Source organism: Rhizobium sp. CCGE 510, assembly GCF_000292525.1.
GTDB lineage: Bacteria > Pseudomonadota > Alphaproteobacteria > Rhizobiales > Rhizobiaceae > Rhizobium.
This window is the reverse complement of sequence record NZ_AEYF01000048.1, coordinates 151,524-164,719: the sequence shown is the minus strand read 5'-3', so window position 1 is coordinate 164,719 and position 13,196 is coordinate 151,524. Positions and strand designations below refer to the sequence as shown.

Genomic DNA, 13,196 nt, shown 5'->3' with positions numbered 1-13,196 from the left:
ATGTCCGACGTTGTACAATCCGCGCCACTTCCACGTGGGACCACGCACCTTTTAGGGCGATATGCAGATATCGAAATAAAGCCGTTGACCGTGATGCCTGGTCATGAAGGACGCCCATTCCTGATCGCTGGCACCATCGGGTTTGATCATCTGACTCATATCGGTATCGGTCTGGAATACTCGACCGGCCGCCTTTTTCAAAAGGGCATCCTTGATCGCCTTCAGCGGATGGTCCCACCCCTTTTGCGTTTCAGCCCAGGCTCGCACTGCCGTGATCAGGGCGGTAAATTCGCGCGTGTGCTCGCCTTTGCCCATCCAGGACAGATTGGGCTTCGGATCATCGACAGCGCCGTTCAGTGTGGCGTTGTGGCTTCCGTGGTGACCGCATTTATAAAGGACCGTTCGTGCTAGAAGGTCTTGAGCGGTGATCTCATTCTCGCCGTCTCGAAACGGTTGATCGCCCCATGATAGCCAGTTGCCACGTTGGGCGTCGGCGGCAAAAAGCAGAACCTTGCCACCGGGCGCGAGTTCGAAGGCGAGAACAAGGCTAGCGTTGTTAGTTTGGTCGTTCATGTCAAGGGCGATACGCTCTGCCGTGTCCAGCCAGTCGTCGTCGATGCGGCGGAATTTTGCATTATCAAGAACGTGATAAGGCTCGCCGGGCGCCGTCGATGGCACATTTGCAACTGCGGCTTCGGTGCCGTAGACGCGTTGGAAAAAACTGCCTGTCCTCGGATCGGTTGCAGCCTGCGACAACGGCACGCGATATTTGGCCGCGAAGGGCGAACCGGCGCCTTCAGCTCTGCGCGGATGCGCAATGTCGGCGGAAGTTGGCGCGGACGTGTCGGCGGCAAGCCGCAGCCGCGCGCCGAAATGAAATTCTTCCTCGCCTTGTGGATCTAACGTCGCAAGAAGCGTCGGATCGCGTGGTGGTCCGAGCGAAAAGGCACGTGCACTTCTGGCGCCTGGCACGTTGATGATCGCCTCATGCGGCCGGATATAACGCACACCGTTTCGTGCCTTGTCCCTGAATAGCTTCATCGACGTCTTGTTCTTAGATGCGGCAAAGGCAGCAGCACCGAATGCCATGCTCATTCCGAAGGCGCCAATTGCACCGCCCACTCCTGCGTCGGCAAACGGCTCTTCTTCTTCCCCGCCAAGCTCGAAGGCCAGCATGTCATCGATCAGTCTGACTCGTTCCACGAGCGCGCCGCCCTCGCCCGCGGGCACGCCCAAGGCCAGCTGGTTCAGCCGCTGCCGGGCGCCGATCAGCCCCAGCAGATTGTCCTTGAACCTCCTGCGCAAATCGTTGGCGACGTCGTCTTCTGGATCTTCTGTCCAGGCGAACCATGTCTCGCCGATCTGCAGCCCGTCTTCACTATCGCCAAAATTGGCCTCGGTGATCGCGTTGACGTGATCCTGGTGCTCATGGGTTACGATCGCAACATCGACACGTCCACCAGTCGTTTCGATAATGTTGCTGATGATCTCCTTGACCGTCGGCTGATCGGCTGCCGGCAAAAGGTTCACACTGCCGTCGGAGTTAGGGACGCCCTTGCGGATCATCTTTGTCGAGCCCGGCTTGTAGCCGCAGTCGATCAGGATATAGGCCGGCGCATCGTCTTTTTCGCCGGCAAGCGCAATGAGAAAACAGTCGCCGTGGCCGATGCGATACATGCGCACGACCGCGCCGCCTGGTGGCGGAACAAGACGATCGGTGGACGCAGAATTTTTGGATACCGAAATTCGCCGTCTCGCCATTGTCTTCCTCCTACCTATGAAGCATCGCAAATGGTTCGTGCGCCCGTATCGCGTTGCGCGGCATGGCAAAAGCATTGGCGGGTTCAAACCCGCCGCCGGTCAGGAAATCGCGCACGCGGGAGAGCTCGACGTCGTCGTCGATCGTCCCGGCCGTGCGAATGACGCGGCGGATTTCCATGGTTTTCGGATTGATCAGCAGCGTGCAGCCGGACCGGTAATAGAAGTCGCCGCGTTCCTTTTCCGCGATCGCCGTAGCGCTCGCATCCATCTGGCGTTGCTTCGTCTCGTCGAGATAACCGCGCCGCCGCTGGGTGATCTCGACCACCAGTTCGGACGTCGTCCACCCCTGGCGCCCACGGCGGTTGGCGGTGCGCACCGAATGAATTTCGACTTTGTATCCCGCATTATCTTGATAGACCGTCGGCTTGCGCGGCACCTTGTCACTGTCTAAGCGAATGAGGCTGGCATTGTCATTTTTGATAATGCCAAGCGCATGGGCAAGAACCTGATTGTCGTCGTCGAACCATTTCCAGAACAACAGCGACATGTCTTCGGCATCACGCCATATCTGATAGCGATCCGTGTCGTCGAAAGGCAGCGGTTCGAAATTGGCAGGAGCTGCCCGCGCCGCTAGCGACACGGACTGTTCCGGCTTCTTCTCGTTCCAGCGGCTGTCGCTTCGGACACTTTCATATTTGGCGCTCATGAAACCAAGGGCTTGGTTTAGGCGCGTGATGCGATCCTTGGAATTTTCCCCTTCGCGTGGACTGGCGAAGATGAGCTCCGTGATTAGGTCCTTGGCAGAGGGCCATAGCAGGCTTTCGACCGACATCGAGCGGATGCCGCGCGGATGGATGCCCCATGCGCGAAAGCTCTCGACGAAGGCCAATCTATATCCCAACGGATCTTCGGGGTTGAGGTCGGTATCGGCCGTGACCAAGGCGCGAAGATAATCGCCGAAGGTAATGCCGACCGGCGGGCAATAGTCGATCGCCCGGATACACATCTGCAAGACGTAGGCCGCGCAACGCGCCGCTTCTTCTGCCAGACGGGCTGCAAGATCGGGGTGGATGTCGCCAGCGCGCAGCACACCGGTACCGTCACTGGCTATCCGCACGAGGTCGCGGCTGCGTGCCTTATAGACCGTCAGGAAGGCGCGGAACACGGCGGCGACAAGGATTGCGCCACGGGCATGTGGCTCGCTTGTCTTTTCGAGTGCGCGAACATCTGGCCTGGTGGGCGTCCAGACTTTTGTTACCGGATCGGGCTTGCCAAGCGCGTCGCGCAGCGATCCGCCGCGCCCGGCCGCAAGGCCGAACTGTTGCGCGAGCTGGCCCAGCAGGCTTTCAGCCTCAAGGTCGCCTCGGGTGCGGGCGATCTGGTCCCTCAGCGCTGCTGGATAGGTAAAGTGCTGGAAGAGGGCAACGATGTCGGCGAAGGCCTCGTGGAAGGCGAAGACATCTTGATTGACCGGCTCATTGAACCGCGGATGCACACCATCGAGCAGAGCGTGTGTCGTCTCGTGCGCGATGATGTCATGTGACAGGCAGGTATGTACGAGCGTGCCCGGCGTGTTGTCCTTGTCCTTGCGGTCGACCGGGAAATACCCGAACAGAAGCGATTTCTTGTCTGGGCTGTAATAGGCGTTGCGGTCGCGCAGCGCATGCGGATAGATGCGCAGCCGCCGGACGAAATATTTCCGCGGATTGCCCGGCTCCCGATAGAGCGACCAAAGTGCGGTGCGGCCAAGCGCCTGCTGGAAATGACCGACCGTCGTCATCGCCACCGCGTAGACCATCTGCTGGTGAAACTGCGGATTGCCCTCGGATGGTGCATGGCCATCCTGGGCCAGAAGCCAAGCCTGATCCAAGTCGACGGGCGCATAGATAACGTCGCTCTCCGGATCAACGTCGACGACTTCGATATATTCGCCCACAGGACCCGGTGCCAGGTCCTCCCACGGGATGGAAATAGTGATCTCACCAATCCGAGCCAGCTCGAAACGCGCCGCCACGCTCGGATCAAAGGAAAAGATCCGGAGTCGTCTGGAAATAGGCTTTGATATTAGGTCTCTATCATCCATTGGCTCCCTCCGAAGCTGAGTATCATGTCGTGCCTCTTTTCCCCGCCGCAAGATAGCCTTCTGTCAGGCCAGCGCCAGGGTCACGTCCTGCGTACCTGCGGCGACATCGATCATGCGCGAGACCTCGAGGGGCGCCGTGCCCTTGGTGGCTCGGGCCGCGAGCTTGCGTGAACCAGGCCTTACATTTGCAAGCGCAATCTGCTTGCCGCTCGTTTGCGCCACCTCGGTATCATCGATCGAGATCACGACCGTACCATCAAAGGTGCCCGTGAGAGTCAGGTTGATGTGGCTCGGGCGAAGCGCCTGCTCCACGCGTGAGGCTGCCGCCGTTACGTCCTGTGCGGCCTTTTCTGCCCGCTTGAGCTGCTCATCAAGGCCTGTGAGCGTCGCCGTGCTGCCCTGCTTGGTCGCCGTCGCAAGCTCGGATAGGGAGGCCATGAAATCCACCCGCCATTCGCCTGCCTCTGTCTCGGTCATCTTGTCTAGATCGGCCGAAAGCGCTTGGCAAAGGCCGATGATCCTGGCTTGCGCCGCACTCGCGGCGGCGACATCCTTATTGTCGCCGATGGCCACGGGAATTTCCTTGAAGACCTCAAACTGGAATTTCCCCCACAGGTCGCGCATTTGTAGGATGATCGTGACGTGTCGGAAATAAGCACTCGCGCGGTCTGTGGCGTTCTCATAGAAGCTGACCGCGCCCATAAGGGCATAAATTGCCAGCGCGCAGAGCAGCAGCCATTTGTCATATTCAATAGATTGCGCGGCCGGTGGAAAGAAGCGCACAGCGGCTGCAGTCGCCGTCAATAGAAAAGCGACAGAACCGGAAATGGCGAGAAACCGTCTCGATCCGTGGACCCAGCGCGCACTGGCCTCGCGTAGATTTTCGTAATATTGGGCGCGTTTTTTGCGGACCTCGTCGACTTGTTGCAGCGCGGTTTTGACGTTGGCCGGCCAGGCTTGGTCCTGAATTGCGAGATTGACCGTCGAGAAAGTGTTCACTGCTTTCGTCAACCTTTGCTGGTCGTCAGCATGAGCCATGTCAGAGACCTCGCTGGACGTGTGGAGCCGAAAAGCTGTTACCTTTGTAGATCGTTTGAACGATCAGCCTTTGGTGCAGCAGAGGATATCAGCCGCAACCGATGATGAACTGTACATTTTTATGCAACCCAGTCCATTCGCACAAACGGGGTAGGTATCTCCTTTTGGATTAGCCGGCAGGGCTTTATTCAAACCGCGACCCGCAGCTATCCCCCACGGTCCAGCTGCAGAGCTAGCGAGCGCACCAATCCCTGTCCAGATGTCTTGACTGAATGTCTGCCGTCTAACTTGCATCGATGAGCCACATGAGCATCGATAGATTGCACCGAACAAACCTTTTGCGGTGTGCTAATGTCCTGCGCCAGGGCAAAGTCGTGAAATGCGCGCCTTCCGCGCTTTGTGAAGGAGCCGGAAATGGGGATGTCATGAGCGACGAAAAAATCCATCGCGACAGCCGGAGTGCCTGGCGGTCGCTCTCGGCAGTTGGCGGGCTGGAGCCGTCAGGCAGAGATCAGGATCTCGCCGACGATTTGAAGCGACGGTTGAACCCCGACGCTTCGAACCTTGATGCCGCTCTCGCAAACGTGCCGCTGGCTGAATTCGTATCCGCGCTGCTGGCTTCAATCCAACCGTTTGCGTCAATGTTCAAGGACATATTGTCGTTTTTCGAGACCTCGGGCGCACGCTTTGGACAGGGCCAGTGGAAGCTTGCCGTTGGCGACGACCTGGTTGAACTTAGCCATTTCGAGGAGTTCCTTGAGACATGGGCAGAGGTCGATTTCGACATCGATGTACCGGCGCTCGACCGAGAACATGCCTTTGCGTTCAACTCACTGCGATGGGAAATAGGCGGGAGCGACTATCTTCGATCGGAGCGCCCCGATATCAGCCGGTCGGCTGCGGTTGGCATACCGGACGTTGATGAGTGGCTGGCAGCCTATCGGGCGGGCAAGTATCTACCGCTTCCCGACAGTCTTGCGCCAGAGCGGCAGCCCCTAGGTCTGGATGATGCGGCAAGGGTGACCATGGCAGCCCTTCACGTCATAAAGCAAAGCGGCTTAAGCCAGGAAGAGATGCGTGAACAGCACAGGGCGCGGCACTACCAGTCTGACGCATCCGACGCCTTTCATCCCTGGACGGTCGCGCAATCAGAGACCGACTATTGGCTGGAGTCACACGTACGATACCTCGGAAACCTCCTGAAAGAGCCTGCGGACCAGAGGAAGGCATTCGGAGCACGGCTCGCGGAGGTATACTCGACCTTCGATAGACGTCGTTTCAGCACGAAGCTCGACATCCGGACGCTGGAGCGCATCCTCTCCCTGCCGGCCTGGAAGCGCCGCTACGAGTTCTTTGGTGTATGGGTAGGCACGCGCATCGTCGATGCCTTTGAAGGACATGAGATTAGGGTCAATCATGCCGAAGGCGTCCTGAGCTTTGCATTCTCGGAAACACGGCTTGCCGAAATAGCGAGCTCCATCCCTTTGCTCAGCCTTTTTACGGAGCGTTGGACGCCGTTGAGTGACCCCATCGGAAAATCTAGAAAGGCGGGAGTTCAGCCTGATTTCAGCATGTGGACGAAAGGGCCGGCCCCTTCCGAGTGCCCGCTCGTGATCGAGGTCAAGCATTACAAGAAGGAATCGGTCTCGAATTTTGGTGCGGCCCTATCTGACTATGCCCGAGCCCATCCGAAGGCAAAGGTCATACTTGTCAACTACGGACCGATGAAAGCCGACTATATCGAATTGTTGGGCGCCGACAAAACGCGGTGCGTGATGCTTGGGCACTTCAATCCCGACTCAAAAGCTGTTTGTTTGCAGTTCCGCGACATGGTCCGAGTAGTCGTCGGTGAACCGTTCGTCAATGCGTCTGCGGCAAACGTGCTCGGTACGACCGAAGCAGTGGCCCTCGATGTTTCGGCGTCGATGTCGTCCATCCTCGGGAGCGCGTGGTTCCAGGCGCTGATCGGTCAACCCGAGTATGAAGAACTTGATTTCTACCTGATCGATAAAGAGATTCGAGGAAAACTTCGGCGCACGGCATTGCGAGACTGGATTGTAGCAAATCAGCTTGGCTCGGCAACATCCTTGGCTGCTTCGGTCGAGGAATTGCTTGCCGCGCACAGCTCCCTGACGGTGATCACCGACGATGACGGAGCCGACAGTCTTATGAACCTCAGGTGCCAGCCGATCGAGCTGGAGGGATGTCCACCTGGCGTCAGGCTTCTCCGGCTGGCCGGCGGGCATCGTTGACAAGGAAACGATTAGGCGTTTGGGGGCATGGCAGTCCTTCTCGCAGTCGCAAGCGCAGTAATTACCACCAATCGCACCTGACGGGAGCTGACGGATGGCCACACCCTGGGCAAAAACGCATAAGGATCTCAAGCCACGTCGGCACGGGGTTTCAACGACCCACACAAAAAGAGGCAGTTTTGTACCGCCGGCGATCCCGTCGACTTTCAGCTTTCACGCTCCGGACCTCTTCCAGAGCATTGCGCGCTGCACGGCGATGAAGAGAGCGCCGGTCGGATTGACGACGGCGCTGTTGGTAAGCTGCCGACCCCTGCTCCGGTATCTGGTCGACGACATTGCCGCCGTCTTTGCATTCATTGATGACGTGAAGGATCTGGCCGACGCCGAAAGGACCGCGTTTTCGGGCCGCGTCGGCGCCGGCGTCACGGATCTCTTCATGCAGTCGCTGGGCGGTTATGTCTGGCGCGACGTTTCGGAGCAGTTGATCAAGAGGCCCGCGAAAGGAGGATTGGCGGACTTCGTTTATGAATATGTCAGCGGCGAGCATGTCCTGGTCGAGGCGAAGGGATCGATTACGACATCGGCGTCCCAATCTGGCGCGGACAGCCGAGCAAAAAGCGCGTTTGCGGCACAAGTCGATCCTTATGTCTATCGGGTACCCCCTCCAATGGCGGCAGGTGGCGGACCCTTCGCATCGATCGAGCACGGCTATGCGTTGGCATTTGCGGCCATGCCAGGCGCAACCACCTCAGCCACAGCCGCCTTTGTCGCGGTTGCCGAACCTGCGCATGGTACGGGGCCGGCCACGCCGACCACTTCCTCGACAGTGACGACAATGGTGTCGACTGCCTTGAGGCGAGGAAACTACCGGGCAGTATTCCTGCTCGCGAATGCTCCAAATGTGGTGAACGCCATTGACAGCTTTGACGATGACCCTGACGCCGAGCGACAAAACCAGGGCTTCTGGATTGTCGCCTGCGGGGGTGAGGATTTTCTGATAGGGCGCGACCCGATCTTTCCGGAAATAGAGGACATCCCGAATACCTGTGATGGCTGGATTTTCGCCGTAAACCTAAATTCGGGACGTGATTTTCTCAAGGTCCTCGCCGCTCCCTCTGGTTCTTCTACTCAGAGTCAGATTGCAGCTAGGGTGCCGTTTTCATCGAGTGCGTCATTCATAGAGTCCGAGGACGGTTTTGCGATGTTGAGGAGCGCCATGATTGACAACGTTCGTCAAGCAAAGTGGGACGTGACAAACCGAACTCTCGTGATCAGGGATCTCAATCCGGCGCAAACCTGGATAACGCGAGGGACCGCTCCGCCTGTCGGCGACTGACTATACATCGATCGTCAACGGCGTTTTTCCACTGCCATAACAGGTCTCATATCCAAATTCTCGCTTGAGTTGGTCACCGTCCCAGTGCTTGTTGACCGGCGAGCGATAAATGACAATGGGTGCCTTTCCCCTTTCCCCTTTCCGCCGACAAGACGATACGTGCGATCCCTCAGGGTCCGGATGACTATGGCGTGAACAGTCGGTGGAAACAAGCCATCGGGCAAGACAGACAGGCGATCAGGGCTGAGGTATTATTTTTCACGCTGCCATGGTGTGATACTTTGATCGCGTCGAGAAAACGCGCTCATCGCTGCTGTAGCGCTTGAGCGCCATCGATAGTATCGTCGGGATGGGCATCCGCGGCAAAGAGGACGCGCTTGATTGTCTTGCCCTCGCTGGCCTTTAGGGCGACGCGATGCTCGCGCCGTTCGGCAAAGTTTAATCTTCGGTATCCTCCTGACTGGCAAGAATGGCCAGTGTAGACGGTTGGGATAGTCTTTGGTCTCGCCGCAAGTGTTGGCGGTACGTTCAAGTCGCGGACGGCCGCAGCCCACTGTGGGTAAAACTTCGCAAGCTTTTGCTTGGGCGGGCCAAGCAGCGTCAGCGAAAGTCCATCGCACAGGTCAAACCGCGGAAGCGGCGAGCATTGCTCTATCATGATGGCCCCGCCCGCGCTTTTCTGGTTCCATGGTATCTGCAGTGCCTGCACGAGCTGATGAAAATTGAGGGCTTGGATGACATTCAACGTACCGAAAGGTGTCTTGGGGATGGGAGCTGGCGGCGGCACAACAGGCCGACCGCTTATGATGGTCAAGACCGTTGAACCAGACCTCCCCGATCGTGACACCTCCGGGCTTGGCGAGAAACGTCAACAAGCCCGCAATGTGGTCGGCATCGACGTGCGTTAGCACCATAAGGTCGATTGTCGGCTTGCCGGCTCTGGCCGGCAGGTTTGCCAGAAAGGCCGGCAGCGCAATTTCCCCGTCTGTGATCTCCCACCATCGATCAGCAAACGAAAGCTGCGGGCTTCAACGAAGAAACAGTCGCCATCGCCGGTGGGAAGGTGATCGATATCGCGCTAGTCATGCCTTCGTCCCCTGAAAAGCCGGATTGAGGACCGGGGCGGCAAACAGTTCGACCGCAATCGGTGCAGCCAGGATGAAAAGATTGACGACGAGCAGCGCGATCAGCAGGTTCGTGTTCAGGAACCTGTATTCGATCTGCTGTTCCCTGAGGTTCTTGATGAAGTCCTCAAGCTCGTCTACCCGCTGTCGCTGATGACGCGAGCGATCGGCCCATGATTGATGCCACTGCTCAAGGTCATTTTGCGCTTGCGTGATCTGTTCCTCGCGCGACGCCCGACCTTCGGCTCCTCCAGACAATTCCGAGACCGTTTTCTTGAAGCTATGGGCCGGTACAATGCCGACGAAAGCGAAGAGCGCTATCGACACGATCCACAGGATGAAGAACTGCGTTTTCCAGAGCGAAGCATATGCGCTTGCAAATCCGAGGCTCCAGGCAATCCACCATCCCGCAAACCAGTAGCACATAGTGAGCGGAGCGATGGCTGCAAAGGTCCTGATGTCAGCAAGGACTCGAAGTGCTTCCCTGGCCTGTGGCGTGGATACACCCGCGAGGCGGATACCATGTCATTCATGATGCGGTTCCGTTGGCCAAAACCCATCAACTGTCCGAGCAAGGTTCCAATCGGCCAAGCGAACAGGGAACGCCAATGATGAGAAGCTGCGAGCAACTGATCCGTGCCAACCGCCCCTTGCCAGGTCGCCAATGCAATGATGCCAACGAGCGACACGGTGGGGCACCTTTCAGCCGCGACGCGAAGGTTGGCGACGGCTGGGCTGATCAGCTGCGCGCATTCTCGACGTGACGGACAATCAGGTGAGAGCACTGCGTCGCAGGGTGAGCGTCCGGTGATCGGTTTTTGCTGATCGGGCAAATCAGGCGATGTTCTGGCATTAGAACCGGCGTTAGTGCTGACATTAATACCAGATCAAAGAGGTTTCATGGCTCGAATTGAGATCATGTCCGGTACTGAGCGCAGACGGCGCTGGTCGGACGAGGCGAAACTGAGGATATTGGTGGAGGCGGATGAACCTGGTGCTCGCATTGGTGATGTGGCTCGCCGGCATGACATTCATCCTGGGCAGATCCGCTTGTGGCGGCAGTCATTCAGCTATGTTGACCGACCGGCGATGTTCCTTCCGGTTGAGATCACCGAGGAGGTGGGCGTAAGCCAGGCGTCTACTACGCTATCGGGGCCAGCGGTTGTCGAGATCTTGCTCCGAAACGGTCGGTGCTTGAAGGTTCCGATTGACGTTGAACTGAAGCTGCTTATGTCGCTGGTGGCCTGTCTGGAGGCGGCATGATCGGTCCTTCGGGGAATGTGCGTGTCTATCTGGCCTGCGGGGTGACGGATATGCGGCGTGGCATTGATGGTCTATCGGCGCTGGTCGAGGCGGCGATCAAGGAGGCACCGGGCTCCGGCGCGATCTTCGGCTTCCGCGGAAAACGCGCTGATCGGATCAAGCTTCTTTGGTGGGACGGTCAAGGGTTCTGCCTGTTCTACAAGATTTTGGAGCGCGGATACTTTCCCTGGCCGACGGCGAAAGAGGGCGTGGCGCACCTGACGCAGGCGCAGCTTTCGATGCTCGTTGAGGGGATCGATTGGCGACGCCCGGCGTGGACTTCCGCTCCCGGTCGAACGGGATAAAAGCTATATTTTGCAGGGGCATCCGGGGTATATTGGTGGCGTGCCAGGGGCAAATCGGCTAGATTTTCGGGTATGGAAACATCGCCGCTGGACAGTCAGGACGAGCTAACTGCTTTGCGCGCACTCGTCGCGGAACAGGCGGCGAAACTTGAGAGCCAGGAAGCCGAGGTCATCAAGCGCGACTCCATAATCGGGCTATTGCGGGCACAACTGAAATTGCTCCGACACCGGCAGCATGGCGCGTCTTCGGAAAAGATCGACCGGAAGATAGAGCAATTTGAACTGATGCTGGAGGAGATTGAGGCCTCCCGTGCCGAGGCTGAAATGCGCTCCGGGAAAACTCCTCTGCCGGAATTGGACGACGCGCCGGACAAGCCGAAGCGCAAACCATTGCCCGATGGTCTTCCCACCGAAGAGATGGTCTATGCGGGCCCCTGCAATTGCCCGACCTGTGGTGGCACTTCGTTCCTGAAGGCCGCCGACAGGGTGGTCCAGGTGTTGGAGCACGTGCCGGCGTCGGTCAAGATTGTTCGCCATGTCGAAAAGCGCATGATCTGCAGGGAGTGCGACACGACGGTAGCGGGTGAGATGCCGACCCTGCCGATCGAGCGCGGCAAACCCGGACCGGGACTGCTCGCCCATATCATGATCGCCAAATTCGACGATCACATCCCCCTCTACCGCCTGTCCGAGATGTACGATCGGTTGGGGATAGACATCTCCCGATCCGTAATGGCTGACTGGGTCGGCCGCGTATCGGGTCTGCTTGCGCCGCTCGTCTTTGCTATCAGGGCCCATATCGCCGCGCTTGACCGAATACATACGGACGATACCCCCGTCGATGTTCTCGACCCCGGACGGGGCAAGACAAAAACCGGCAGGGTCTGGGTCTACGTCTTCGACGGCAGTGGCTATCAAGATCCCACTCCCGGAGCAATCGCCTACTACTATAGCCCTGACCGAAAGGGCGTGCATCCGGCTGACCATCTCGCAAACTTCAGCGGCGTGATGCATGCCGATGGCTATGGGGGTTACAAGAAGCTCTACGGCAACCAGATCGTCGAGGCCGCCTGCATGGCGCATGTGCGCCGCAAGTTCCATGACGTGATCAAGCTGAAGCCATCGCCGATCGCTGACGAAGCGCTGTCGCGCATCGGCGCGCTCTACGATATCGAGGATCGTATCCGCGGCATGCCGGCCGACCAGCGGCGTACACTGCGCCAACAACACGCCAGGCCCATTCTGGAAGAACTGAAGGTCTGGATCGAAGACACGCTTTCGATGTTGCCGCAGAAGCAGAAGCTGGCCGAGGCAATGCGATATGCCCTTTCTCGATGGGCAGCGTTGAGCGTTTACATCGACGATGGCCGTGTCGAAATCGATAACAACATAGCTGAACGAGCCATGCGTCCACTTGGAATTGGAAGGAAAAATTGGCTCTTCGCCGGCTCGGATAAGGGCGGTGAGCGCATCGCCAACATCCTGACCATCATCGAAACGGTCAAATTGCACGGCCACAATCCGGAGGTCTATCTGAAAGACGTCCTGACCCGGATCCAGGATCACCCCAAGGACCGACTTGAGGACCTATTGCCCTGGAACTGGCCGCCAGCGAAAGACCGATGCGAGGTTGTGTGATGGCACGCTCGAGATTCATCTACACGCTCAAGCAAGTCGCCGCCATGATCGGCGAGAACCTCGAACTGATCGAAGAGGTGACCGCCAACTCGGACAACATCTCCGAGGGAGAACTGGTTTACGTCAGCGATGGCACTGAAGATGGCACGAAGGGTCTGACCGAGAATGGTATCGACGAACTTCAAAATCTCCTAACCGACATAAGGACGTGGGATGGTGGTATCCACCAGTTCCTCGTCGACGAACAATGCGACCCCGAGATCATCGAGCGCGTCATGGCAGATGAAATGAAACGCGTCCTATAGCTTCGCTCCCTCAACCACGCGAAAATGGGTTCACCGGACGCTCACGTCGCAG

At 58.2% G+C, this 13,196-nt stretch carries 11 protein-coding genes; 6 read left to right on the top strand and 5 right to left on the bottom strand.

Translation table 11 applies throughout. The annotated features are described in order from the left end of the window. Positions 1 to 51: 51 nt before the first annotated feature. The 3 genes from RCCGE510_RS29120 to RCCGE510_RS29110 all read right to left on the bottom strand — a co-directional run bounded on the left by RCCGE510_RS29120 (position 52) and on the right by RCCGE510_RS29110 (position 4,882). A complete protein-coding gene (locus RCCGE510_RS29120; RefSeq protein WP_157179958.1) occupies positions 52 to 1,677 on the bottom strand; it encodes a hypothetical protein in 1,626 nt (541 codons plus the stop codon). A gap of 94 nt (positions 1,678 to 1,771) precedes the next feature. Then, positions 1,772 to 3,775, bottom strand: coding sequence for a hypothetical protein (locus RCCGE510_RS32935; protein ID WP_157179957.1), 2,004 nt, complete (start codon positions 3,773 to 3,775; stop codon positions 1,772 to 1,774). 132 nt (positions 3,776 to 3,907) lie between these two features. After that, the gene (locus tag RCCGE510_RS29110) at positions 3,908 to 4,882 is read right to left on the bottom strand and encodes a hypothetical protein (protein WP_007636284.1); all 975 of its coding nucleotides are present in this window, start codon (positions 4,880 to 4,882) and stop codon (positions 3,908 to 3,910) included. A gap of 425 nt (positions 4,883 to 5,307) precedes the next feature. On the opposite strand from RCCGE510_RS29110, the gene RCCGE510_RS29105 reads away from it, so the two are divergent. Together RCCGE510_RS29105 and RCCGE510_RS29100 are read left to right on the top strand one after the other, a co-directional pair. Further along, positions 5,308 to 7,134 (top strand): hypothetical protein, encoded by a 1,827-nt coding sequence (locus RCCGE510_RS29105; protein WP_007636283.1) that lies wholly within the window; start codon positions 5,308 to 5,310, stop codon positions 7,132 to 7,134. A 94-nt stretch (positions 7,135 to 7,228) separates the two neighbouring features. Further along, positions 7,229 to 8,470, top strand: coding sequence for a hypothetical protein (locus RCCGE510_RS29100; protein WP_007636282.1), 1,242 nt, complete (start codon positions 7,229 to 7,231; stop codon positions 8,468 to 8,470). Between the two features lie 304 nt (positions 8,471 to 8,774). Here RCCGE510_RS29100 and RCCGE510_RS29095 read toward each other — a convergent pair whose 3' ends face one another. After that, positions 8,775 to 9,215 (bottom strand): hypothetical protein, encoded by a 441-nt coding sequence (locus tag RCCGE510_RS29095; RefSeq protein WP_157179956.1) that lies wholly within the window; start codon positions 9,213 to 9,215, stop codon positions 8,775 to 8,777. Positions 9,216 to 9,552: 337 nt separating this feature from the next. Further along, positions 9,553 to 10,020, bottom strand: a complete 468-nt coding sequence (locus RCCGE510_RS29090; protein ID WP_007636279.1) for a hypothetical protein — start codon at positions 10,018 to 10,020, stop codon at positions 9,553 to 9,555. A 474-nt stretch (positions 10,021 to 10,494) separates the two neighbouring features. Between RCCGE510_RS29090 and RCCGE510_RS29085 the strand changes: the two genes are divergently transcribed. From RCCGE510_RS29085 to RCCGE510_RS35745, 4 genes are all read left to right on the top strand, one after another. Then, entirely contained in the window at positions 10,495 to 10,857 is a 363-nt protein-coding gene (locus RCCGE510_RS29085) for a transposase (RefSeq protein ID WP_007636278.1), read from the top strand. Continuing rightward, the gene (gene tnpB / locus RCCGE510_RS29080; RefSeq protein WP_007636277.1) at positions 10,854 to 11,201 is read left to right on the top strand and encodes an IS66 family insertion sequence element accessory protein TnpB; all 348 of its coding nucleotides are present in this window, start codon (positions 10,854 to 10,856) and stop codon (positions 11,199 to 11,201) included. Before RCCGE510_RS29085 ends, tnpB begins: the two co-directional genes overlap by 4 nt. Before the next feature lie 72 nt (positions 11,202 to 11,273). Further along, a complete protein-coding gene (locus RCCGE510_RS29075) occupies positions 11,274 to 12,839 on the top strand; it encodes an IS66 family transposase (protein ID WP_007636276.1) in 1,566 nt (521 codons plus the stop codon). Beyond that, positions 12,839 to 13,144 (top strand): hypothetical protein, encoded by a 306-nt coding sequence (locus RCCGE510_RS35745; RefSeq protein ID WP_007636275.1) that lies wholly within the window; start codon positions 12,839 to 12,841, stop codon positions 13,142 to 13,144. Before RCCGE510_RS29075 ends, RCCGE510_RS35745 begins: the two co-directional genes overlap by 1 nt. The last annotated feature ends 52 nt before the right edge of the window (positions 13,145 to 13,196 follow it).